Below are 22,426 nucleotides of genomic sequence, written 5' to 3'. Positions count from 1 at the left end.
GATGCCTGAGGAGATGCCGCTCGACGACCTGATCAGCAGCGCCGCCCAGGATGCCGGAGGCTGGCTGGGCGCCCTGCCGGTCGCGCTCGTGGCCACCAGCAACGACGGGATGATCGTGCGCTGGAACCACGGCGCCCAGCAGCTCCTCGGCTACGCCCCGCCCGAGGTGCTGGGGCGGCACATCTCCGATCTCCTCCATCCGGGAGCCGACCGCAGCCTGGGCCGGTCCCTGTGGGAGACGGCCGCGACCGGGCGCGGGGTCATGGGTACGGTCACCGCCTGGCACCGCAAGGGCCACCCGCTGGAGCTGGAGATCTGGGCCTGCCCGGTCCCGGACCGCCGCCACGGCGCCTCGGCCGTACTGGTCTTCGCCGCGGACGCCCACGCGGCCCGCCGGATCCGGGGCTCCTCGGCCGTCTGGGACGGATTGTTCGCCCGCTCGCCGGTCGGGATCGGGGTCCTCGACACGCAGTTGCGGTTCCTCCAGGTCAACCCGGCCCTCGAAGCGATGAACGGTCTCGCGGAGTCCGCCCATGTGGGGCGGCGGCTGGCCGAGTTGCTGCCCGAGGTGAACGCCGACCAGATGGAGGAGGCGATGCGCCAGGTCCTGGACACGGGCGAGCCGGTCCTGGACCGGCGCCGAACCGGCCGGACCCCGGCCGACCCGGACCACGACCATGTGTGGTCGTGCTCGTACGTGCGCGTCGAGGATCCCGGCGGCCGGCCGATCGGGGTGATCGCCTCGCTCCTCGACATCACCATGCAGCAGCGTGACCACACCGAGGCGGAGGCGGGCCGCCGCCGTCTCGCCCTGCTCAGCGAGGCGAGTTCCCGGATCGGCGCCAGCCTCGACCTGGAGCGCACGGCGCAGGAGCTCGCCGACCTCGCCGTCCCGCACCTCGCGAGCGCCGTCACGGTCGACGTCCTGGATTCCCTCGCCCGCGGTATCGAGCCCGGCACGGGACTGGCCGGGGGCGTCGCCCTGCGCCGTCTGGGCAAAGCGCCGCTGACCGGTTCCGCCGTCACGCAGGCCCTGGCGCCCCTGGGCCGGACCCTCATCTTCCCCACGACCGCCCCCTACACCCAGGCCCTCGCGGCCCGTCAGCCGTTCCTGATCGCCCAGCTCGACGACCGGGCCGTCGCCCCCGCGGCCCGGCACTCCCCCAAGCCGGCCCAGCTCCTGGAGCTGGGCGTGCACTCCTTCATGATGACGCCGCTGGTCGCCCGCGACATGGTCCTCGGCGTCGCCACCTTCTACCGGACCGGGCACACCGGCCCGTTCGGGTCCGACGACGTCACCCTCGCCGGTGAGCTGTCGGCCCGGGCCGCCATCAGCATCGACAACGCGCGCCTCTACCACCACGAGCACGAGACCGCGGTCGTCCTCCAGCGCAGCATGCTCCCCCAGCACGTCACCCCGCCGCCCGGGATCGAGATCGCCCACCGCTATCTGCCGGCCAGCGACGTCAACGAGGTGGGCGGTGACTGGTACGACGTCCTGCCCCTGAGCGGAGGCCGCGCCGCACTCCTCATCGGCGACGTCATGGGCCACGGCATCGCGGCCGCCGCCGTGATGGGACGGCTCTCCGCGACCGTCCGCGCCCTCGGCCGCCTCGACATGCCTCCCACGGCCCTGCTGCACCAACTCGAAGCCACTCTGGCCGACCTGTCCGACCCGATGCTCGCGACCTTCCTCTACGTGGTCTGCGACCCCGCCACCGGCCATTGCTCGGTCACGCGCGCCGGACACCCGCCCCCGGCCGTGGTCCAGCCCGACGGCACCGTCTACCTCGTCAAGACCCCGCCGGGCGTCCCTCTCGGCGTCGGCGGCATCTCCTTCACCACCACCGACATCGCCGTGCCGCCCGGCAGCACCCTGGTCCTCTTCACCGACGGCCTGATCGAGGCGCGCCGCCGTGACATCGACGAACGCCTGACCGAGCTCACCGGCCTGCTCGCCGCCCCCCAGCAATCGCTCGACCACCTCTGCGACTCCCTCATCGCCCACCTGGTGCCCGCCTCCGCCGACGACGACATCGCCCTCCTCGCGGCCCGCATCGGCGGGCCCGCCCTCCAACCACCCGGGTGAATCGGGCCATCGGCCCTCCGGCGCTGTCACCGCGCACGCCTGTCCCCGTACAGTCCGTGATGCCGACGTACCCTCGGGCACCGTCCCGACAGCCGGACAGGAGAAGAGCCGTGGCCATCGACGCCAGCAGCGGGCCGCCCGCCGCGCAGCGGTCCGGGGCGGGGCGACCGCTCCCCGAGGCCGACGCCGACTGCGTGGAGCGGTGGCGCACCCATCAGGGAGAACTGGTCGACCTGCTGGCGCAGGTACGGGAACGGCTGGGCGGCGTCGCCGCGTTCCGTCTCGGGCCGCAGCCCACCGTCCTGGTCACGGGGCCCGAGGCCGTGCAGCACGTGCTCGCCCTGCACCCCGACCGGTACGTCAAGCGGTCCCACCGCGCCCGCCTGCTCATCGGCGACGGGGTGCTCGCCGCGACCGGCGAGGCCTGGAAGCGCCAACGCAAGCTGCTGCAGTCGCAGTTCACCGGGAAGGGCATGCGCCGCTACGAGGAGCGGATCGCCGGGGCGGCCCGGACCACGGCCGGCCGGTGGGCCGAGCACGCGCGCACCGGGCGGAGCTTCGACCTGGGCGAGGAGATGCGCCGCTTCGCCCTGGACACCATCTGGCGGGCGCTCACCGGGCACCCGCTCGACGACACCACGGCGCACGAACTGACCTCCGTGGCCACCGTGGTGGCGGCGCTGCCGAGCCTGCCCGCCGACCGGGTGGACGCCCGGGAGGCCGTCGCCGACGACCTGGCCAGGATCGACGAGGTCGCCCGGCGGGCGGTGGCCGCCGCCCGGGACGGCGCCCCGGGGCCCGACGGGCCGGGGCTGCTCCAGGTACTGGTCGACGCCTCGGCCGAGCGCCCCGAGTACACCGACCGGCTGGTGCGGGACGAGCTCGTCACCCTGCTCGTCGCCGGCCACGAGACCACCGCGACCACGCTCACCTGGCTGTACCTGCTCCTCGACCGCCATCCCGCGGCCCGCGAGGAGGCCCTCGCGGCCGGTCGCGCGGGCTCGCCGGAGCGGCGCGAAGCCCTCCAGGCACTGGTCGGCGAGACGCTGCGGCTCTACCCGTCCGCATGGATCCTGCCCCGGCACGCCGCCGAGGACGACGTCCTGGCGGGCTACCGCGTCGAGGCGGGCACGGATCTGCTGGTCTGTCCCTACCTCACCCACCGGGATCCCGAACTGTGGCCGGATCCGGAGCACTTCGACCCCCGGCGCTTCACCGTCCCCGGCGGCCGTCCGACCCGGCCCGGCGCCTACCTGCCGTTCGGCATCGGCCCCCGTGCCTGCCTCGGCCAGCAGTTCGCCCTGCGGGAGTCGGTCGCCCTGCTCGAACTCCTGCTGCCCGCCCACGTCCCGGACTTCCGGGCCGTCCCGACGGGGGCCGCGTACAGCATCACCGTCCGCCCCGACGGCCCGACGCCCGTCACCCTCACCGGCAGCGGTGGGACCGAACGGCGTGTCGACCAAGATCGGGAACGATAGAGTGAGGGCGCTCTTGCCGTTGTCGGCAGGGCAGTTGGACGTACGGGGAAACGGGGGAATCAAGGATGACCGGCATGCGCGTGCGGATCGAGTCCGGTGACGGGGAACCGGCTGCGGCCGGAACCGCCGGGCTGACCGGTGATTTCGCCGACTGGCTGACGCAGGACCGCGAGGTGTCCCGGTACACGGCCGTTCAGCGGGTCCGCGCGACGGCCCCGAGCGGTGCCATGTCGGGCGATCTGGTCGAGTGGATCAATCTCGCGGTCTCTTCCGGGTTCTCCGCGACGGCGCTGGTGTACGCGCACCGCACGTTCCGCGCCTCGCTGCCGCCCCGGCTGCGCTCCGAGGCGCGGCTGGTGGTCGAGTACGACGGTGTCCGGGTCGTCGTCGAGGACGGTACGGCGGAGGACGCGGCCCGCGTCGCGCGCGCTCTGGCGGGCGGGCAGGCCGACCCGGGTCCCTCCCACGGCGCGTCGCAGGAAACCCCCGGTGCCGGTTCCTGACCCGATCGCCAGCCGGGCCGTACTGATCGGGGTCGGCGACTACGGCCACCCGGACCTCGAGCCGCTGCCCGCGGCCGCCGCGGGGGCACGGCGCCTCGCCGAGCTGCTGCGGGACCCGTCGGTCTGGGGCCTGCCCGCCGGGCACGTCACGGTGCTGGGCGCGGACGCCTCCGTCTCCCGGATCCTGGGCGCGGTGCGGGACGCCGCCCTGGAGGCCACGGACACGCTCCTCGTCCACTTCGCCGGGCACGGGCTGCGCGACCGCGACGAGAAGCTGTATCTGGCACTGGCCGAGGCGGATGCGGATCATCCGCAGATCGGGACGCTGCCGTACCGGACGTTGCGTGACGTGGTGCGCCAGGCCGGGTACCGGGCACGGCACCGGGTGACGGTGCTGGACTGCTGCTACAGCGGCCTGGCGGGTGCGATGTCCGGCGCCGGTCAGGCGACCCGCGAGGATCTCGCGCACGCCCTGGACGAGACCGTGCAGCCCGCCGGGCACCGGGCCGACGGCGGGGAGGCGGTGGACGCGGACGACCACGGGGACTGTGTCCTGACGTCGGCTCCCGCGACGCGGCGCTCCTTCGTTCCGCCGGGAGCACCGTTCCCGGAGTTCACCGGCGAGCTGATCTCCGTGCTGGAACACGGCATAGCGGGCGTGGGACCGGAGTTGAGCCTGGAGGACGCCTGGCGGGCCGTCCGGCGCCGGATGGCGCGGCGCGGCAGCTCCGAACCGCAGCAGTTCGCCCAGAACGCCGTCGCCACCCGGATCCGGCTGCGCAACCGGGCCGCAGGGCCGGCCACCGCGGGACCGCGGCCACCCTCCGGGCCGGCCTCCGCGGGACCGCGGCAGTTCGAGAACGGGCCGCTGGCCGTCGTCGATGCCGAGGACGGCACGGTACGGGCGTACTGCGCGGGCGGCCGCGTGCTGTACTCCCCCGCGACGACGCTCGCCGAGCTCCTGGAATGGACGCTGACCCTGTCGGGACTCGGCGCGCCGCGGCTGCACCGCCACGGCAGCGACGCCGATCCGCTGCTCGCCCTCACCCCGGCCGCCGCCGAACGGTTCGGCCTCCCGCGCGGTCCCGGCGGCGGCTCCCGGTGGTCCCTTCCGGACGGTCACGAGGTCCTCGTACGGCTCCGGCGGGCGGGCTGGCAGACGACCCGGACCGGATTCGGTCCCTGGGCCCGGCTGTACCGCCCCGCCAGGGGGAACCGGCGGCAGTGCGTCCAGCTGTGCGTACTGCCCTGGGGCGCACTCGACCCCCGCCACTGGGGTGCGACCGCGCAGCTCCCGCCCGCCGAGGCCGCCCGCGTGCTCGGCACGTACGCCGAGCGCGTCATCACCCCGCACGGCTCTGCGGGGGCCACGGGTCTGTCGCTGATGACCGCGCTGCGCCCGCCGACCCGTGCGGTGCGCGACAAGCGGACCGGGGCCTGGGTGTCCGCGCCCAATCCCTCGGCGCTCACGGATGCGGTGGACTGCGCGCCGTGCGAGGCCCCGGACGGGCACCCGATGCTCGCGGGCCTCTACCCGCCTTCCCACCGGCGCGCTCCGGACCAGGTGCTGATGGAGGAGGCGCACTCCTGGCAGCGGCCGCCCACCGACGCCGAACTCCGCGCGTCCCACGTGGTCGGCATCAAGGTGAACCTGGCGCCGGTCGGGGCGGCGAGCCGGCTCGGCCTGGGGCTCGACGCCCCCGTGCACGTCAGGCGGCCGGGCTTCGACAAGGCACTTCCCGGCAGCTGGCTGGTGGACCTGTCCCACATCACCCACGACGCGCGCCTGCCCTCCCCGTTCACACCGCACGGGCGACCTCCGACGGGCCCGGCCTGGTACACCACCCCGACCATCGCCTACGCGGTGGAGCTGGGCTTCGCGGTGCGCCCCCTGGAGGCGTACGTCCGTACCAGGAGCGCCCCTTACCTCGACCCCTGGTACGAGCGGCTGCGGGACGGCTACCTGGCCACCATGGCCGACCTCGGTATGGTCCCGGGCCTCACCGAGAAGGAGTTGCTGGACGCCATGGCCCGCCGGCACCGGAGCGATCCCGGGGCGGCGGCCGTGCTCGGCGCGATCGAGGCGACCGCCGAGGGTGGTCTGGCCCTGCTCGGCGGCCAGTCGTGGCAGGACCCGCAGCGCCCGACCTGGCGACCCGACATCCGCGCCGCGGTCTCCGCGAGGGGCCGGGTCAACATGCACCGCAAGATGCTCACGTCGGCGCGGAAGGCAGCCCTGTTCCCGCTGGCGGTCTTCGCCGACTGCGTCGTGTACGCGTCGGACGGCCCGTCGCCCCTGAACGTCCTCCCCCGCACACCGGAGGACGAACCGCTCCTCGGGGGTTTCCGGCTGGGCGTCTCGCCGGGGCTGGTCACGTACGCCGGTGCACGCACCATGAGGTGGCTGGAGGACATGCGGGCGCAGCACGGCCCGGACTTCAACGTCGCACGGGACATCGCGACCGTCGGCGCCGAGGAGCCTTGATCTGTCCTCATGTGCCGTCGGACGCGCGGCGGATCGCGTCGAGGGTGCGTGCGACGTCCTCGTCGGTCGTCGACCAGTTGCTCACCGAGATGCGCATGACGCGGCGGCCGTGCCAGGTGGAGCCGCTGATCCAGGCCGTGCCCTCGTCGAGGAGGCGGGCCAGTACCCGGTCGGTGCGTTCGTCGTCGCCGAACTCGGCGCAGACCTGGGTGAAGACCACGTCGTTGAGGACGGTCGCGCCCTCGATCTCGCAGATGCCGGCGGCGAAGGCGCCGGCGTGCCGGCACAGCCGGTCGACGAGGTCGGCCACGCCGTGGCGGCCGAGGGATCTGAGGGCGGCCCATACGGTGAAGGCGCGTCCGCGGCGGGAGAGTTCGGGGACCTTGTCGACGGGGTCGCCGTGTTCGTGCTGGATGAGGTAGTCGCCGCGCTCGCCCATCGCCGACCGGAGGGCGGAGGGGTCACGGACGACGGCGAGGCCGCAGTCGTAGGGGACGTTCAGGGTCTTGTGGGCGTCCGTGGCCCAGGAGTCCGCCCCCGCGCAGCCGTCGGTGAGGTGGGCGTGGGCCGGGGAGGCGGCCGCCCACAGGCCGAAGGCGCCGTCCACGTGCACCCACGCGTCGGCCTCGCGAGCGGCACGGACCGTTTCGGCGAAGGGGTCGAAGGCGCCGGAGTGGATGTCGCCGGCCTGGAGGACCACGATGGTGGGTCCGGGCCCGCCGGCCGCCAGTGCGCGGCGCAGGGCCTCGGGGTCGATGCGTCCCTGCTCGTCCGCCTCGACGAGCTCGGGCCGGCCGAGCCCGAGGTAGCGCAGGGCCAGATCGATGGCCATGTGGCGGTCCCGGCCCGCGACCACGCGTACGGGCGGCCCGCCGACGAGTCCCTCGTGGGCCACGTTCCAGCCGGCGCGCCGCAGCACCGTGTCGCGCCCGGCGGCGAGGCAGGTGAAGTTCGCCATGGTGGCGCCCGTGGTGAAGCCGACGGCGCTGTCGGGCGGGAGACCGAGCAGGTCGAGCAGCCAGGCGCCGGCGACCTCCTCCGCCGCCGTGTACGCGGGCGAGACCGCGCGCATCACACAGTTCTGGTCCCAGGCGCTGACCAGCCAGTCCGTCGCGAGTGCGGCCGGCTCGGTGCCCCCGATCACGAATCCGTAGAAGCGGCCGCTGGGGAAGGCGGTGAGCCCCGGCTCACAGGCCGTGGCCAGCAGGTCGACGACATCGGCGGGCGTGCTCGGCGCGTCGGGCAGCTCGGCGCCGAGCGCGCGCACGATCTCGTCGACCGAGGCGCGGGCGGGAACCGGGCGGTCGGACAGGCTGGCCAGCCAGCGGACGGCATGGCCGTGCGCCTGCCGGAGCGCCGCCTCGCGCTCGTCCATACCTCGGACTATGGAACAGAGCCCGCCCGCCCGCAAGCGGCGGGGCGCAGGGCAGGAGGGCGCGGGGTCAGTGGATGACGCTGAAGCTGCGCCAGGGCAGGCTCACCGGGGCCGTGACGTTCGAGAGGGTGGTGGCCACGTAGATCCCGTCGGCCTTGTCGGTCTTCTGGCAGTCCGGCGTCCGGTACAGGACGATGTCGACGAGGGTGTTGTTCTGAACGTGCGTGGCCCCCTTCGGGATGCCGATCTTGTGGCAGCCGACGACCAGCGTGTTGGAGTAGCTCAGCTCGACCGGCGAGTCGTGTCCGCGGAAGGTCAGCATGCCGACGGTGCTCCGGCCCAGGCCCGAGCAGGCGCTGGCCGTCAGCAGCAGTGCTGCGACGCCCACGAGGGTGCTGATACGTCGGCTGTGGGACATGGGCTCGGTCCTCGTCTGTGCGGTGGTGACGGTCCTTGTCCACAGCCTGACCCGGCGGGACGCGGCCGGCCTGCGGTGCTCGGCCGACCGGATGAACGCGGACGTGCCGGGGTCGTGCCGGGGACCGTCACCAAGACACCCCTGGGCCGTCTCTTTCGGATCTTGTCGGCCGAGCCCGCGGCGTCCGGTGCCGTACATGGCAAGGCGGAGGAGCGCCCGAGTACTGGACGTACTCGGGCGCCCCGACAACGCGGCCAGGTGCGGTGCCGGGCGTCGCGGGCCCGGCAAGATCCGGAAGAGACGGCCTAGAGGCTCAGCGCGTCCTCCGCGTTGTTCATCCAGGCGGTCACCGAGTTCTTGGCGGGCGAGACGTACAGGCCGGGGGTGGATGCCTTCAGCGGTGTCTGCTTCAGGTCGGACTCGGTGCTCATGGTCAGCGCGATCGAGTTGACGGTCTTGCCCTTGCCGTCGTTGGCGCCGCCCATGAGCCCGGCGTAGGCCGACTGGCCCGGTTCCAGCCGCAGCGCGTCCTCGATGCCGGGGGCCGCACCCCGTTCGGTGGCCTGGCCGTCCAGGTCGCCGAAGGTGACGATCGGGTGCCCGAGCGCCCGGCACGCCTTGGTGCCCTTGTTGGTGATCTTCAGCAGGTAGCTGCTGGTCGTGGGCTCGGCCAGGGTCGCGGTGAAGGTCACGTCGAACGTGCTGCACGGGAAGACGTCGAAGTCGGGGTCGGTCGACCCCGACTTCGACGGCTTCGACGGGGTCGCGGTCTTCTTCGGCGCCGCCGACTTCGACGCGGTCGCGCTCGGACCGGCGGACGCGCTCCCGCCGGCGCTCCCGCTGGGGACGGCGGTCGGGCTCGCGCTGGGCGTCCCGGACCCGCCCGCCGCGCCGTCCTCGGTGGGGCCACAGGCCGTCAGGGCCAGTGCGGATACGGCGGCGAGGGCGATGGCGGCCTTGCGTACGGTGCTCATGATGGTGGTCCCCCCTGGGGAATGCGCGGAACGCGCCGGGCTGGGCCGGGCTGGCTGAGCACCAGCGTCCCGTAGAAGCTTCACAGCTTGGTGACGGTGCGTCGTCGGATCGACCACGGTTGCGGGCGGGGCCGGTCCGCGGCCCGACTGGCAAGACACCCCTTAGCATCTGGATCCATGGGGATATCCGAGGAGGACGGCCGGTCCGGCGCGTGGCGGGTCACGGTGCGGGCACGGGGGCGCAAGTCCGGTCTGCCGCAGGGCGGTCCGTCCCGTGCCGGGGGCCGGCCGCTCGCCCGGCGGGGCGATCTGCGGATCCACGGCACCGCCGGGAAGATCAGCTGTGTCGACGACTCGGGCCGCACCCGCTGGACCGCGCTCTGTTCCGGCGTCCCCAACGCCGCCCACCTCTCCGGCGGCCGGGTCCTGGTCACGACGGACTCCCTCGCGTACACGGCCTGGGGCAACCTCGGCCCGGCCGTGCTGCTCGACCTGGCGGACGGCGGCCTGATCGCCGAACTGCGCGGTGCCCGCGGCGCGGCCCTGGGCGGCGGCCGGTTCGTACTCGGCCTGGAGGGCTACGACGCCTTCGACACCTGGGCGTACGACCGCGACGGCACCCTGTACGACTCCTGGCGCAGCTACGGCCACTACGTCGTCGGCACCGGCATCCGCGTCGTCGAGACCGACCGCAACATCCCCACCGGCAGCCGGGTGGTCCGGCTGCTGCCCGGTGGCACGGTGGAACGCGGACCCTCGCTCACCGACCCGCAGACCCCGAAGCCGCTCGTCCTCACGGACGGGACGATCCTGGTTCTCGACGCCGGAGTGCTGCGCGCCGTCGGCCGCCGGCTGGAGGACACCGTCCTCGCCGAACTGCTGGCCATCGATCCGGAGGAAGCGTGGCGCTACCACGGCGCGCTCCACCGCGCCGGCGACGAGATCACCGCGACCATCACCGAACAGCACCCCGACCGGCCCGGCGAGCACAGCCACCGGAGCTGGACGCTCACCCTCCACCGGGGCGGATGAGCCCGCGCGCACCCGGGCCGCGGGGCCGGCCGGGAACGCCGTCAGTTCGCCACGACGGTCAGTACGGCCGAGACGACCGTGACCGCGGACGCGGCCACCATCCAGTTCCGGCCCCGGCCCGACAGCACCGGGATCCCGTCGGCGTCGGGGTCGGCCTCCTCGGATTCCTCTCCCGGCCCCCGCAGACGCGGACATGACCGGCAGTCCGGGTCGTGGACCAGTGTGTCGAGCCAGACGACACCGTCGAGCGGCGCCCGAGCGAACAGCATCCCGTCAGATTCCATAACCGGACAACGCCATGATCCGCATCAGGCCACTGCCGACGGCCGGACCGAGGCCCAACCGTTGCCGACCAGCCGATCACACAATGGGCTGAGCGCACCGGACGGCCCGGGGTGCACCGGGGTTCAGCGGCCGTGGCGGTTGTCGTAGATGGTGAGGCAGAGCGCCTTCATCGCGGTCTCCGCCCGCCCCGGGTCCGCGCCGTGGTCGATGGCTTCGAGGGCGGCGGCCGCCGAGGTCCGTACCGGGTACGGCAGGCCCTCGTAGGCGGAGATGCGGTAGGCCATCGTGCGGCGGGCCTCCCGCTCGGCCTCGCTCACCCCGTCGGGGGTGAGCGGGAAGACGGCGGCCTGATAGGTCGCGATGCAGACGAGGGCGGCGTCGGCGAGGCCCTCGGCGTAGCCGTCGGCCGGGACCTCCTCGGGGTCGGGCTGGAAGAGGGCGAGGACCTGCCTGCGGGAGAAGAACGATCCCAGCCCGGCGCCGAGACCGGCCACGGCCGCGAAGACCACTGCCATCAGCCGGCCGGACAGGAGGATCCCGAGGCAGGCTCCGGCGACCGCGCCGCACGTCACCAGGACGAAGGTGATCATCAGGTGGATGCGCGAGCCGACCGGGGACTTCATGGCAGCAGTATGCACAGGGGCGCCGGCGCCGGCGGAATCCGGCGGGCCCGCCCCCGCGCCGGTGGTGTCAGGCGCGGCGGTCGGCGGCGTCGAAGCGGGCCAGGGTCAGGGCTCCGGCGTGCAGGCATGCCTCCAGTGCGCGGTGCGTCGTCGTGTCCAGGCCGCCCAGTGCCTGCGCCACCTCCTCGGTGGCGTCCCGGGCGATCTCGGCGGCCAGGTCGCCCGGCGGGGTGCGCGGTCCCAGCTTGCTCACGGCGGACGCGGCCCGGGCCGGGGTGAGCAGGCCGGTGCCGTGGGCGAGCAGCCAGCCGGGAACTCCTGCCGCGCCCTCGGCGGGCGCCTGGTAGGGGCGCGAGCCGTCGAACCGCTCGTCCTCGGCGAAGGCGGGCTGCTTGAACTTGGCCATGGGCCGGCCGGGTTCCCGGGATCCGTCGGCGGGTTTGACGACGAGGCCCTCGGCGAGGTTGTCGGGCAGCGCGGGCAGGCCCAGGAGTGCGGGCAGCCGGGTGGGGAAGACCGCCGGCAGTTCCTGGAGGCGCCCGAGCGGACCTTCGGCGAGCAGCGGGACGCAGTGCAGCCCGGCCTCGGCGGCCGCCGCGCGCAGCGTCCGGTCCCCGACCCAGCGCGGGCCGTCGTGGTCGGTGACGGTGGCGTCGAAGGGGAGCCAGAGGAGTTCGGGCGCGTACCAGACGCCGGTCTGGACGGGCTCCGCTCCTGGCGTGGCGGGGACGCCGGGGTGGGGGTAGCGGCCGCCGGCGAGTTCGCCGTAGACGGTGACGACGGCGGAGGCCGGGGCTCCGGTGTCCTCGCGCAGGCGCTGCGCGCAGCGGGTCGCGGCGACCGCCAGCGCGGGCCAGATCCGGCCGACGCCGAAGAAGTCGTCCAGCCCGCCGTCCGTGAGGAGTTCCCGCCGCTTGGCGGGGTGCGCGCCCGACGCGTCGCACACGACGGCGAAGTTGGCACCGTGGATCTTCTCGTGGGCCACCCAGTTCCGCCCGCGGGCCTCTCCCAGCCGGGTGTTCGCAGGGATCTTCGGATACGGGGTCCAAGGGCGGGGTTCGGGGTGCACCAGGCGATGGTAGCGAGCGCGTCCGCGAAGCTCCCCCGGGTTTCTTCCCGCCTGTTCGGCGGGCTCCGCGGGACTGCCCTTAGAGTGGCCAGGAAAGATCCACATCCTGATGCGGGAGGTATCCGGGCGTGTTCGCAGTGATCTACCGGTGGCGGCTCCGGCCGGGCATGGAGCAGCAGTTCGCCGACGGCTGGCACCGCGTGACGGCGGCCATCCACGCGCAATGCGGCAGTTACGGGTCCCGGCTGCACCGGGCGGACGACGGTACCTGGGTGGCGTATGCCCGCTGGCCCGACGAGGCGGCCCGCGAACGCTGTGCGGCGCCCGACCCGCAGGGGGTCGCGATGATGGTGGAGGCGATCGCCGAGCGCCTGCCGGAGACCCGGATGCAGCTTGTCGACGACATGCTCGCGGAGCCCGGCGGCGTCCTTGGCACGGCCCCCGGACCGGGTGCGGGTCGAGGGTAAACCCTTTGGTCACCGGGGTGTTGGCGCTCTATCATGACTCCTCATGCCGAAAAACGAAGAGATCGTCGAACGCGCCCTGGACCGGATCACCGCGGGCTACGTTTTCCCCGACAAGGCCGTTGTCATCGAGGCCGCGATACGGGGCCGTCTCGCGGCGGGTGCCTACGCGGGCCTGGACGGGCCGGCGCTCTGCGGGGTGGTGACGGCCGACCTTCAGGAGGTCTGCCCGGACAAGCACCTGCGCCTGCTGTGGACGGACGAGCCGCAGTCGCTGGACCCGGTGGACGAGGACGGCGGGGAGGCCGCGTTCCTGGCGCTGCTCCGGGCGGAGAACCAGGGGATCCAGCGCGTCGAGCGGCTGGAGGGGAACGTCGGGCTCATCGAGATCCGGTGGATCGCGAGCGCCGTCGAGGGCGCGAGCGCGATCGGCGCGGCGATGCAGCTGGTCGCACACAGCTCCGCCCTCGTCCTGGACCTTCGCGGCTGCCGCGGCGGGGCTCCGGAAGGTGCCGCGATGTGGTGCAGCTACTTCTTCCCCGACGACCAGGTGCACCTGAACGACATCTACGACCGGACCTCGGACACGACCCGCCAGTACTGGACGGTCGCGCACCTTCCCGCCCCGCGCTATCTGGACCGGCCGGTCCACGTCCTCACGAGCGAGGGCACCTTCTCCGGCGGCGAGGACGTGGCGTACACCCTCCAGGCGCAGGGGCGGGCCGTTCTGGTCGGTGCCACGACCCGGGGCGGCGCCCATCCGACGGCCCGGCACGCGGTCGCCGAGCACGTTCTCGTGACGGTGCCGACGGCACGGTCGATCAACACCGTCACGGGCGGCAACTGGGAGGGCGTGGGAGTCGTTCCCGATGTCCCGGTCCCGGCGGAGCAGGCGCTCGAGACGGCGCTGAAGGCCCTTCGGCCGGGCGTCTGACCCCCGTGGACCCGGCTCCACGGGCCCCCGGGGCCGGTCAGATCGGGTCCACGTCCAGGAAGGCCGCGAGGGCGGCCTCCGTGCCGCCCGCGGCGCCGGGCAGGGCCAGCTCAGCCCAGATGACCTTGCCGTCGGGCGTGTACCGGGTGCCCCAGTGCTCGCTGAGCTGCGCGACCAGGAACAGGCCGCGGCCGCCCTCGTCCGTGGTGGCGGCGTAGCGAAGGTGCGGGGCGGTACTGCTGCCGTCCCACACCTCGCAGGTCAGGTTGTGGTCGTGGAGCAGCCGCACCCGCACGGGTGCGCTGCCGTGCCGCAGGGCGTTGGTGATCAGCTCGCTGAGGATCAGTTCCGTGGCGAAACCGAGGTCCGTCAGGCCCCACTCGTCGAGCTTCTTCGCCGCGGCGTTGCGCATGGCGCCCACCGCGCTGGGCTGGAACGGCACCTCCCACTGGGCGACCCGGTCCGGGCCGAGCGTCCGGGTCCGGGCGATGAGCAGGGCCACGTCGTCGGTGGGCCGGGGCGGCAGCAGCATGTCGAGCACGGCCCGGCAGCTCTCGTGCGGGTCCCGGTCGGGGTGGCTGAGGGCCGCGCGCAGCAGTTCCAGCCCCTCGCTGATGTCCCGGGTCCGCTCCTCGATCAGTCCGTCGGTGTAGAGGACGAGCTGGCTGCCTTCGGCGAGGTCCAGCTCCGCGGTCTCGAAGGGCATGCCGCCCAGCCCCAGCGGGGGTCCGGCCGGCAGTTCCACGATCTCCGTCGTGCCGTCGGGGGCGACCACCAGGGGTGGCAGATGGCCGGCCCGCGCCATCGTGCAGCGCTGGGAGACGGGGTCGTAGACGGCGTACAGGCAGGTCGCGCCCAGTACGCCGCCGTTCACGTCGTCGCCCTCCCCGTCGTGGTCGATGCGCTGTACGAGGTCGTCCAGGCGGGCCAGGATCTCGTCGGGCGGCAGGTCGAGGGAGGAGAAGTTGTGCACGGCCGTACGCAGGCGCCCCATGGTGGCGGCGGCGTGCAGGCCGTGTCCGACGACGTCTCCGACGACCAGCGCGACGCGGCAGCCCGCCAGCGGGATCACGTCGAACCAGTCGCCGCCGACCCCGGACTGCGCGGGCAGGTAGAAGTGCGCCACGTCCATGGCGCTCTGCTCGGGCAGGGCGCGGGGCAGCAGGCTGCGCTGGAGGGTCACGGCGAGGGCGTGTTCGCGGGTGTAGCGGCGGGCGTTGTCCATGCTGACGGCCGCGCGGGCGACGAGTTCCTCGGCCAGGGACAGCTCGTCCTCGTCGAAGGGCTCCTGCTTCTGCGACCGCCAGAAGTTGACCACGCCGAGTACGACGCCCCGGGCCATGAGCGGGGCCGCGATGAGGGAGTGGATGCCGTAGTCCACGATGGCCTGGGCGCGTGGCGGGTCCTGGGCCTTCCAGCCCGGCGCGTCGGCCAGGTGGGGGACCAGCTCGGCCCGTCCGGTGCCGTAGCCGCGCGCCTGGGGGGTGGAGGGCAGGAAGTCGATCAGTCGGCCGACGGGGTAGAGGGGGTGGTCGGAGCGGATGCCGCTGACCGCGGTGCGCCGCATGTCGGAGCCCGCGCGGGGCTCCTCGCCGTCGATGACCTGGTCCGCGAGGTCGACGGTGACGAAGTCCGCGAAGCGGGGGACGGCCACGGCGGCGAGCTCCTCGGCCGTGCGCACCACGTCGAGGCTGGTGCCGATGTCGCCGCCCGCGTCGTAGAGCAGTTTGAGGCGCCTGCGGGCCGTCTCCGCCCGGCTGGTCAGGACCTGCATCTCGGTGGAGTCGCGGATGGTGATGGCGGCGCCTTCCGGCCGGCCGCGGGGGTGGGTGGGCCGCTGGTTGACGACGAGCAGCCGGTCCCCGCTCTCCAGGACCTCGTCGGTGGCCTCGCGGCCGGAGAGCAGCAGGTCCGCCATCCGGCGGTCCAGGCCCGGCACGTCGGCGATGTGCCGTCCGTCGGCGTCCTCCGGGAGCCCGAGCAGGCGTTTGGCCTCGTCGTTCGCGAGCAGGAGCCGGCCTTCGCCGTCGGTGATCAGCACGCCTTCGCGGACGGCGTGGAGCACCGCGTCGTGGTGCTCGTACATGCGGGTCATCTCCTGCGTGCCGAGCCCGTGGGTCTGGCGGCGCAGGCGTCTGCTGATGAGCGCGGTCCCCACGGTGGCGAGGGCCAGGCCGGTGGCGATGGCCAGGAGGATGACCGGGAGCTGGCGGTCGACGACGCCGGTGACGTTCTTGACGGTGAGGCCCGCCGAGACGAGCGCGTTGACCTTGCCGTCGGGCCCGGTGACCGGCACGATCGCCTGGATCTCCTTGCCGAGCGGGCCGTCGACGCTCTCGGTGTGGACCTGGCCCTTCAGCGAGGGCTCGATGGTGCCGACGAATCGTTTCCCGATGCGGTCCGGCTGGGGGTGGCTGTAGCGGATGCCGTTGGTGTCCATCACCACGATGAAGTCCACCCCGGCGGCCTTGCGCGTGGTCTCGGCGAGGGGTTGGAGCGTCTTGGACGGGTCGGACGTCTTCAGGGTGTCCTGGAGGCCCAGGGAGTGGGCGAAGGTCTGGGCCACGGAGACCGACCGGTTGCGCGCCTCGCGTTCGGTGTCGTGCCTCGACTGGAGGACCAGGGCCAGCAGGGCCCCGGCCGCGAGCAACACCACGATCGCCACCTGGAGGACGAATACCTGTCCGGCGACGCTCTTGTTCCGGTTGCCTAGAGGTGACCGCACCGACGTGCCCGGCACGGGTGGCGAGGAATGGTCACGAACCCAGTTGTAGCACTTCCGGGCGCCTCCGGCCCCCGACATGCACAGGGAGCGCCCGGATTGTCACACCTGGTCCCCCGGTGACGTCAGCCGGCGTGGCGCTGGGCCGCGGTCCGGACGCCGCCCGCGGCGGCGGAGGACGGGGTCTGCGAGGGCACCGGGGCCTGCGGGGTGGCGCCCGGCGTGGCGCCCGGGGTGGCCCCGGGAGAGGCCTCCGGCGCGCCTTCCGGGGTGCAGGTGACCTCGTCGCGCGGCGTGTAGTGGGTCTTGAAGTCCTCGTGCTTGACTTCCTTGCCGCCCTGGACGAAGGTCCGGCCGACGGTGACGTCGAAGCCCTCCAGGGGCGTCTGGACCTCGCAGGTCTCGCCGCTGCCGGTCCGCTTCCCGGGCGGCGTGATGTTGGTGCGCGGCCCCTTGGTCGCACGTATCTCGTCGTACTTCTTCGTGCCGAGGAAGGAGATCGTCAGCGACGTGTCGGTGGACCGGGCCTGGATGTACAGCGGGTGGCCGGAGTCGTTGAGCCAGCGCAGGTCGAGGGTGCCCCAGGCGACGGTGGCTTCCCGGCCCTCGGGGTAGCGCTCGATGTAGAAGGAGTGCGCGCCGTGCTCGACGGGCTTGACGCCCGCGAAGAACGCGGCGTTGTACATGGTGGTGGCGACCGCCGAGACACCGCCGCCCGGCGATTTCACGTACTGGCCGTCGTTGATCATGATCCCGTCGACGAAGCCGTTCTCGGGGGTGCGCTCACCGACCGTGCGGTTGAAGCTCCACTCCTGCCCCGGCATGACGACGGAGCCGTTGATGAGCTCCACGGCGCGGCCGATGTTGGTGGTGCGGTAGGGGGCGGCCGGGAATTCCACGGTGAAGGAGGAGACCTTCTCCTTGATGCCGAGCCGCCGCGCTTCACCGGCCGTGAGTTCCGGCTGGACCGCCGCGGTGGCGACCTCGCCGCTGCGGGCCGCGCCCGTGCGGGTCAGCAGCGGCAGCACGGCCCGGCCGAGCGCTTCCTGGGTGACCTGTCGTCCCGCGCGGCCCTGGTCGGCGATGACCACGCGGCCGTCCGCGGCGAGGCCGGGCACGGCGTTGCGCGGCGTACGGGTGACCTCGTCGATCGTGGGCGCCACGGCGGGGTCCGCGAGCAGGCTCTTGGAGTCGAGGTCGGGCACGAGGCGGCCCTGTCCGTCGGCCCGCATCTTCAGGTGCTCGCCGAGGACGGCGGGGGTTATGGACATGCGCCGGCCGGCGACGGTGAGCGTGACGGGCCCGGACATCGCGGGCTCGGCGAACTGCCGCATGGCCCGTCCGGTCTCCTCGGCGCCGACGCGCGGCTCGGTGCGCACGACCGGCAGGACGACGGGGCCCGGGTGCGGCCGCAGGTAGGCGTCGCGGAGGGTGCCGAGGGCCTTGTCCTCGACGAGGGACACGCCGGGGAGCGGGGCGACGGCCTTCGCCGTGCCCTCCTCGAACGCGATCGCCCCTTCGCGGACGTGCTGCCCGGTGGTCAGTCCGAGGCGTTTCACCGCGGCGCGGGCGGTCTGCTCGTTCATGCTGATCACCGGCGCCACGTCGCGGCTGCCCGAGGCGAAGAGGCCGCCGATGACGGTGCCCGGGCCGTAGCCGGTCCGTACGGCGCGGTCGACGGTCGCGTCGGCGTCGAGGGAGAGCCCGAGGGCGGCGGGATCGGCCTTCTCCACCCGGTCGCCGATCTTCACCGTGATCGGCGCCGCGGCGGCGGGTCCGAGCTGCCGGGTCAGCGCCTGGCGCGCCTCGGCCCGGCTCATGCCGCCGAGGTCCACCCCCAGGACCCGGGTGCCCTGGTCGATGTCGCCTCCGACCGCGAGGGCGGTTCCGTAGAGGCCGCCCAGGGCGAGGACGACGGCCCCTCCCGCTGCCACCGGCAGAGCGATCCGTCGGTTGACCGTCCAGCTGCGCACGCGTCCCATATCTCTCCCGTAGCGCCGACCGGTCCTCAGGTGGCGCGGGCCGCAATGGCAGCCATATACGACAATTACGGGAAATAATGATCCCTGCTGGATGCTCGTTTTGGGGATGAATGTAATCGTTGTCACGATTCTTACCCCGGCGGGGGCTCACGCGGAGCGGGGGCTGTCACCCCTCCGGCACGCGGGTGCCGTCCGTGGCCCCGACGGCGTCCGTACCGTCCGGTCCGGCGACGACGAAGACGTCGGACAGCGGGGCCGTGTCGGCTCCGGCGCTGATCAGCAGGTCGTACGTACCGGCGGGCAGCACGCCGATGTCGACCCGCTGCCGCTCCCGCGCGACCGTGAGGTCGCGGGCGACCACCGCCCGGCCGGAGGCCCGGTCGGTCACCGAGAGTCGCGCGGGCACCTCGGGCAGTTCGCCCTCGCTGAGCGCGCTGATGGCGCCGACCTCGCAGACGACGGGTTCGTCGGCGAGGTAGAGGTCGTCACCGAGGTAGCTGAACCACGAGGTCACGGCGGCGCGCAGGTCGTCGATGCGGATGTCGTGCAGGGACTGGAGGATGCCGCCGAGGTGGTCGAGCATCGCGTCGTGGTTCTGCAGGCTCCCGTGCTTCTGGGGGACGAAGGTGCGGGCGTCCTCGGTGCCGGAGAGGGCGGCGGAGAGCTTGGGCACCGTGCCGTCGCCGCCCTCGTCCTCGTCCCCGCGGAGCATCAGGGTCTCGACCTTGTGGTCCGTGAGCCGGGCCGACTGCCGGGTGGGCTGGTCCATGCCGACGATGGGGTGGTAGACCACCTGGTTGGACTCCCAGGCGGATTCCTTCCGGTTGTCGGCGGCCGCCTTCTCCATCTCGCCGAAGAAGTCGGTGAGGTGGCTGCTCCACTGCGGGTGCCAGCCGGGCAGCCCGGCCTTGGCCGGGGTGGCCGCCTCGCCGTCGGGCCCGTACACGCACCGGTAGACGGGTGCGAGCTGGTGCAGGCCGGTGAAGGAGCGCAGGAGGCGCGTGAGGTCCTTCTCGAACGGGCCGATCCGCTTGTGGAAGCCGTTGCACAGGAACTCGACGGCGTTGAGCGAACCGTAGTAGGGGGTCCCGAAGGTCACGATGGCCCGGGTGTCCTTCCAGCCGCCCAGCACCTCGACGAAGTAGCGGGAGACGAGCCCGCCCATCGAGTGCCCGATCAGGACGAGCTGGGCCGCGGAGTTGCCGCTCGTCCCGCGCCAGTCCCGCAGCCAGACGGCGCTCTGATCGGCGAGCCTGCGGGCGGCGGCCCGGTTGTCGCGCCGCCAGTCGTACGGGAACGGGAAGTAGTTCCGGCCCTTCTGCAGATCGAACCGGGCCAGCAGGAACTTCTCGATCGCCGTGTAGCCGTCGATCTTCCACAGTCCGGGCAGGGTGTGCAGGTCGGGCACCAGACGGTCGGCGGCGACGCCGTCGCCGAGATCGTCCACGAGCCAGTCGTCCGCACCGAGTTCCAGGGACTCCAGCGAGCCGCCCAGGCTCGCCAGCGCGCCCAGTACCGCCGAGGCGGAGGGCGCCCACACGTCCTTGCCGTTCCTCGTCAGCACGCTCCCGCCGATACCGGGGAGCAGTACGACGACATCGGCCATCGGGATCCTGGCCATGAGTGGGCCTCCTAGCTACCCCCTGATCGGACGAATGGGTCGGCCGCGTCGCCGTAGTGCTGGTAGGCGGCCCAGGAACTCCAGCGCTGCCCGCTCGCCGTGATGTCCGGGCGGTAGGAGTCGTCGGGGCCGCCGGAGCCGTCAGGGCCGTTCCGGCCGCCCGGACCGCCGCCGTCCTGCTCCCCCTGCCCCCCGGCGCGCAGCCCGTAGAGGCGCCTGCGCGCCGTGCGGACGGCGCCGCCCACCGTCGGGGCCGCCTCGCCGGACCCGCCCGTGAACAGGTGCGTGTAGAACTGGTCGGCGAAGGTGATCCCCTGGTCGTCGGGGATCCGCCAGGCCGCCCCGATGTAGTGCCCCACGCCCATGCGCAGGAACTCGTCGGCGAGGCTCGGGACCAGCGCGGCCTGCGGGTTCCCCCAGGGGCTGCGGCCGGCGAGGCCAGGCGCTCCGTCCGGGGTGCCGGGGCCGGCGGCGGCAGCGCCGAGGCGGGCCGTGTAGCAGGCGTTGGCGACGACGATCAGCGGCGGGCGTTCGAGCAGGGCGAGCTCCTGGGCGGTCAGCAGGCCGTCCGCGAAGACCCAGCCCGAGCGGCGTCCCGTACCGGAGAGGTCGAAGTCGCTGTGTCCGCAGTAGTGCACGATGTGGTTGCCCCCGCACAGCAGGACCCGCAGCACGTCCAGGCGCCGGGCGGGGTCGACGCCCGGCTGGCGCAGCGCGTTCGCCGCGCCGACGAAGAGGCTGACCTTCGCGCCGAGCTCCTTGAGCCGCGAGGCCACCGCGAGGGCCTCCTGACGGGCGCCGGGCAGGTGGAAGCCCTTCTCCGGGTCTCCCGGGTCGCCGATCACCAGAGCGCGCAGCGGACCGTCCGCCAGGCCCTCGGTCATCACCCGCGAGTAGGTCGTGCGCAGTTGCCTGGACAGCTGGGTGCGGATCGCCAGGGGATCGCGCTGCTCCATACCGGCCTGCTGGATCTCGGCCAGGAACTCCCAGGGCACGGAGGCCGTGTCCCGGTCCAGTTCCAGCAGCACCGTCGAGTCGTCGGTGAGCAGCCGCTGGAAGTCCGGCGGCACCACGAACCGGGACAGCAGGTCGGGCAGTTCGCACGCGTCCTTGACGCTCGGTTCCGTCAGCCGGTCCACGAGTTCGCGGAGCAGGTCCATGTCCACCGGTACGAGCCGCTCCGGTACGGTGGCCCGCCCGGTCAGCGCCGCCCAGCGCAGGCCGCCGACCCCCGACTGGACGGACATCCTGACGGGCACCGCGTCGTCCTGGCCCTCCGCCGGTCTGCGGACGCTCAGGGACAGTTCGGTGCGTTCCACCGAGGCCAGGTCCGCCAGCTGCTCGCGGATCTTTCCCTGGATGTTGGCGTCGAAGCCGGCGAGCACGGTGCCGAGGACGTCCTGCGCGGCCGGCGGGCCGGGGCCGCCCGGAGTGCCGTCGGTGGCGGCCGCGCCCGTCGGCCCGGCGAGCCCGGTCAGCGCCGACAGTGCGTACACCGCGGCGGAGGGCCCGAAGAGCTCGCCGCCGCTCTCCTCGCGCAGCCCGGGGACGATCCGTACCTGCGGGAGCTTCGCGGCGCAGTCCGTGAGTGCGAGGTGGAGCTGTTCCGCGCGCAGCCGGTCGACCTCCATGAGGAGTACGTCGGTGAGCCGGGGCGGCGGCGCGGGCGGGCCCAGTGGCGCCAGGGTGTCGGCGAATCCCCGGACGAGGGCGCGGGCCGCCTGCTTGACGGCCAGATTGCCCGTGCCCGAGCCGATGAGCACGGTGGCCATGGTCCCGACGTGGCCGAGCCCGAGCGCTTCGCCGAGCAGGGAGGCGTACAGCTGGACGGCGCGGCGTTCCGTCAGGGTGCCCATCGGTCCCATGCCGACGACGGCCGCGCAGCGCACGGGGCCCTCCTTGCAGGGGAAGTACGTGACCTCGCCCAACTGGGCTTCGATCCAGCCGAGCTTGGTGTGCTCGGTGATGGTGCGGCGGGGGTCGACGGAGATGGCCCGGTCGAGTGCGAGTTCCGCGGCCGCGGGCACTACCGACTGGTAGTGACCCGTGACGTGCAGATCGGCCGCGATCCGGGCTATGTCGCCCCAGATCACAGTGATGTTGAGCGTTGGACCATCGGTCCGCGGGGGTCGGTCGGGAGCCGGAACGGGGAACCGGGCGGGCGGGTTCGAGTCCGTCGGTACGTCCTCCAGCAGGTCAGCGATGCGAGCGGCGGCGGGGGTGCTCACCACGCTCCTCCCTTCGAGTCGCCCGAGCTTCTCGATCCGAGTGCGTCACATCTGTCTCCCCGACTGGATTATCCCACCGGCAGGGCCCGGTCGTCGCGTGGGCCGATCGCACAGGGGGGCGCAAGGGGCCCGATGGCGCGTTCC

17 protein-coding genes are annotated in these 22,426 nt (G+C 73.4%); 7 read left to right on the top strand and 10 right to left on the bottom strand.

What is annotated here, in order from left to right:
* Position 1 precedes the first annotated feature (1 nt).
* The 4 genes from JYK04_RS39920 to tap all read left to right on the top strand — a co-directional run bounded on the left by JYK04_RS39920 (position 2) and on the right by tap (position 6,555).
* A complete protein-coding gene (locus JYK04_RS39920; RefSeq protein ID WP_189744956.1) occupies positions 2-2,089 on the top strand; it encodes a SpoIIE family protein phosphatase in 2,088 nt (695 codons plus the stop codon).
* A gap of 116 nt (positions 2,090-2,205) precedes the next feature.
* Positions 2,206-3,567: a cytochrome P450 gene (locus JYK04_RS39915; RefSeq protein WP_229876712.1), complete on the top strand. Its 1,362-nt coding sequence runs from the start codon at positions 2,206-2,208 to the stop codon at positions 3,565-3,567.
* A 65-nt stretch (positions 3,568-3,632) separates the two neighbouring features.
* Entirely contained in the window at positions 3,633-4,070 is a 438-nt protein-coding gene (locus JYK04_RS39910) for an effector-associated constant component EACC1 (RefSeq protein WP_189744953.1), read from the top strand.
* Positions 4,057-6,555, top strand: a complete 2,499-nt coding sequence (gene tap, locus JYK04_RS39905; RefSeq protein WP_189744951.1) for a telomere-associated protein Tap — start codon at positions 4,057-4,059, stop codon at positions 6,553-6,555. Before JYK04_RS39910 ends, tap begins: the two co-directional genes overlap by 14 nt.
* Positions 6,556-6,562: 7 nt before the next feature.
* Here the strand turns inward: tap and JYK04_RS39900 are convergent, their stop codons facing one another.
* The 3 genes from JYK04_RS39900 to JYK04_RS39890 form a co-directional block, all read right to left on the bottom strand.
* Entirely contained in the window at positions 6,563-7,930 is a 1,368-nt protein-coding gene (locus JYK04_RS39900) for a pyridoxal phosphate-dependent decarboxylase family protein (protein ID WP_189744949.1), read from the bottom strand.
* A gap of 67 nt (positions 7,931-7,997) precedes the next feature.
* Positions 7,998-8,348, bottom strand: a complete 351-nt coding sequence (locus JYK04_RS39895; RefSeq protein ID WP_189744947.1) for a hypothetical protein — start codon at positions 8,346-8,348, stop codon at positions 7,998-8,000.
* Between the two features lie 305 nt (positions 8,349-8,653).
* A complete protein-coding gene (locus JYK04_RS39890) occupies positions 8,654-9,322 on the bottom strand; it encodes a DUF4232 domain-containing protein (RefSeq protein ID WP_189744945.1) in 669 nt (222 codons plus the stop codon).
* A gap of 177 nt (positions 9,323-9,499) precedes the next feature.
* On the opposite strand from JYK04_RS39890, the gene JYK04_RS39885 reads away from it, so the two are divergent.
* On the top strand, positions 9,500-10,354 hold the full coding sequence (locus JYK04_RS39885; protein WP_189744943.1) for a hypothetical protein: 855 nt from the start codon (positions 9,500-9,502) through the stop codon (positions 10,352-10,354).
* A 41-nt stretch (positions 10,355-10,395) separates the two neighbouring features.
* Here the strand turns inward: JYK04_RS39885 and JYK04_RS39880 are convergent, their stop codons facing one another.
* The 3 genes from JYK04_RS39880 to JYK04_RS39870 all read right to left on the bottom strand — a co-directional run bounded on the left by JYK04_RS39880 (position 10,396) and on the right by JYK04_RS39870 (position 12,331).
* On the bottom strand, positions 10,396-10,623 hold the full coding sequence (locus JYK04_RS39880; protein WP_202185977.1) for a hypothetical protein: 228 nt from the start codon (positions 10,621-10,623) through the stop codon (positions 10,396-10,398).
* 138 nt (positions 10,624-10,761) lie between these two features.
* Positions 10,762-11,262: a hypothetical protein gene (locus JYK04_RS39875; protein WP_189744939.1), complete on the bottom strand. Its 501-nt coding sequence runs from the start codon at positions 11,260-11,262 to the stop codon at positions 10,762-10,764.
* Between the two features lie 67 nt (positions 11,263-11,329).
* On the bottom strand, positions 11,330-12,331 hold the full coding sequence (locus JYK04_RS39870) for an RNA ligase family protein (protein WP_189744937.1): 1,002 nt from the start codon (positions 12,329-12,331) through the stop codon (positions 11,330-11,332).
* A 128-nt stretch (positions 12,332-12,459) separates the two neighbouring features.
* Here JYK04_RS39870 and JYK04_RS39865 point away from each other — a divergent pair, with 128 nt between their 5' ends.
* Positions 12,460-12,798: an antibiotic biosynthesis monooxygenase family protein gene (locus tag JYK04_RS39865; protein WP_189744935.1), complete on the top strand. Its 339-nt coding sequence runs from the start codon at positions 12,460-12,462 to the stop codon at positions 12,796-12,798.
* A 43-nt stretch (positions 12,799-12,841) separates the two neighbouring features.
* Positions 12,842-13,729, top strand: coding sequence for a S41 family peptidase (locus JYK04_RS39860; protein ID WP_189744933.1), 888 nt, complete (start codon positions 12,842-12,844; stop codon positions 13,727-13,729).
* Between the two features lie 37 nt (positions 13,730-13,766).
* Here the strand turns inward: JYK04_RS39860 and JYK04_RS39855 are convergent, their stop codons facing one another.
* From JYK04_RS39855 to JYK04_RS39840, 4 genes are all read right to left on the bottom strand, one after another.
* Positions 13,767-16,394, bottom strand: a complete 2,628-nt coding sequence (locus JYK04_RS39855; protein WP_308431117.1) for a SpoIIE family protein phosphatase — start codon at positions 16,392-16,394, stop codon at positions 13,767-13,769.
* A 182-nt stretch (positions 16,395-16,576) separates the two neighbouring features.
* Positions 16,577-18,433 (bottom strand): VanW family protein, encoded by a 1,857-nt coding sequence (locus tag JYK04_RS39850; RefSeq protein WP_189744929.1) that lies wholly within the window; start codon positions 18,431-18,433, stop codon positions 16,577-16,579.
* Positions 18,434-18,599: 166 nt separating this feature from the next.
* Positions 18,600-20,054: a lipase/acyltransferase domain-containing protein gene (locus tag JYK04_RS39845; protein ID WP_229876693.1), complete on the bottom strand. Its 1,455-nt coding sequence runs from the start codon at positions 20,052-20,054 to the stop codon at positions 18,600-18,602.
* 11 nt (positions 20,055-20,065) lie between these two features.
* On the bottom strand, positions 20,066-22,282 hold the full coding sequence (locus JYK04_RS39840) for a CHAT domain-containing protein (RefSeq protein ID WP_189744927.1): 2,217 nt from the start codon (positions 22,280-22,282) through the stop codon (positions 20,066-20,068).
* Between the last annotated feature and the right edge of the window lie 144 nt (positions 22,283-22,426).

The sequence above is a fragment of the Streptomyces nojiriensis genome, assembly GCF_017639205.1.
Taxonomy (GTDB): Bacteria; Actinomycetota; Actinomycetes; order Streptomycetales; family Streptomycetaceae; genus Streptomyces; species Streptomyces nojiriensis.
The sequence above is the reverse complement of the archived record's forward strand: the minus strand, read 5'-3'. Positions and strand labels throughout refer to the sequence as shown.

Excerpts from the sequence above, each read along its gene's own strand:
- JYK04_RS39845 (WP_229876693.1), bottom strand. The coding sequence starts at position 20,054 with ATGGCCAGGATCCCGATGGCCGATGTCGTCGTACTGCTCCCCGGTATC.
- JYK04_RS39875 (WP_189744939.1), bottom strand. The coding sequence starts at position 11,262 with ATGAAGTCCCCGGTCGGCTCGCGCATCCACCTGATGATCACCTTCGTC.
- JYK04_RS39885 (WP_189744943.1), top strand. The coding sequence starts at position 9,500 with ATGGGGATATCCGAGGAGGACGGCCGGTCCGGCGCGTGGCGGGTCACG.
- JYK04_RS39860 (WP_189744933.1), top strand. The coding sequence starts at position 12,842 with ATGCCGAAAAACGAAGAGATCGTCGAACGCGCCCTGGACCGGATCACC.
- JYK04_RS39910 (WP_189744953.1), top strand. The coding sequence starts at position 3,633 with ATGACCGGCATGCGCGTGCGGATCGAGTCCGGTGACGGGGAACCGGCT.
- JYK04_RS39850 (WP_189744929.1), bottom strand. The coding sequence starts at position 18,433 with ATGGGACGCGTGCGCAGCTGGACGGTCAACCGACGGATCGCTCTGCCG.
- JYK04_RS39900 (WP_189744949.1), bottom strand. The coding sequence starts at position 7,930 with ATGGACGAGCGCGAGGCGGCGCTCCGGCAGGCGCACGGCCATGCCGTC.
- JYK04_RS39920 (WP_189744956.1), top strand. The coding sequence starts at position 2 with ATGCCTGAGGAGATGCCGCTCGACGACCTGATCAGCAGCGCCGCCCAG.
- JYK04_RS39880 (WP_202185977.1), bottom strand. The coding sequence starts at position 10,623 with ATGCTGTTCGCTCGGGCGCCGCTCGACGGTGTCGTCTGGCTCGACACA.
- JYK04_RS39890 (WP_189744945.1), bottom strand. The coding sequence starts at position 9,322 with ATGAGCACCGTACGCAAGGCCGCCATCGCCCTCGCCGCCGTATCCGCA.
- JYK04_RS39895 (WP_189744947.1), bottom strand. The coding sequence starts at position 8,348 with ATGTCCCACAGCCGACGTATCAGCACCCTCGTGGGCGTCGCAGCACTG.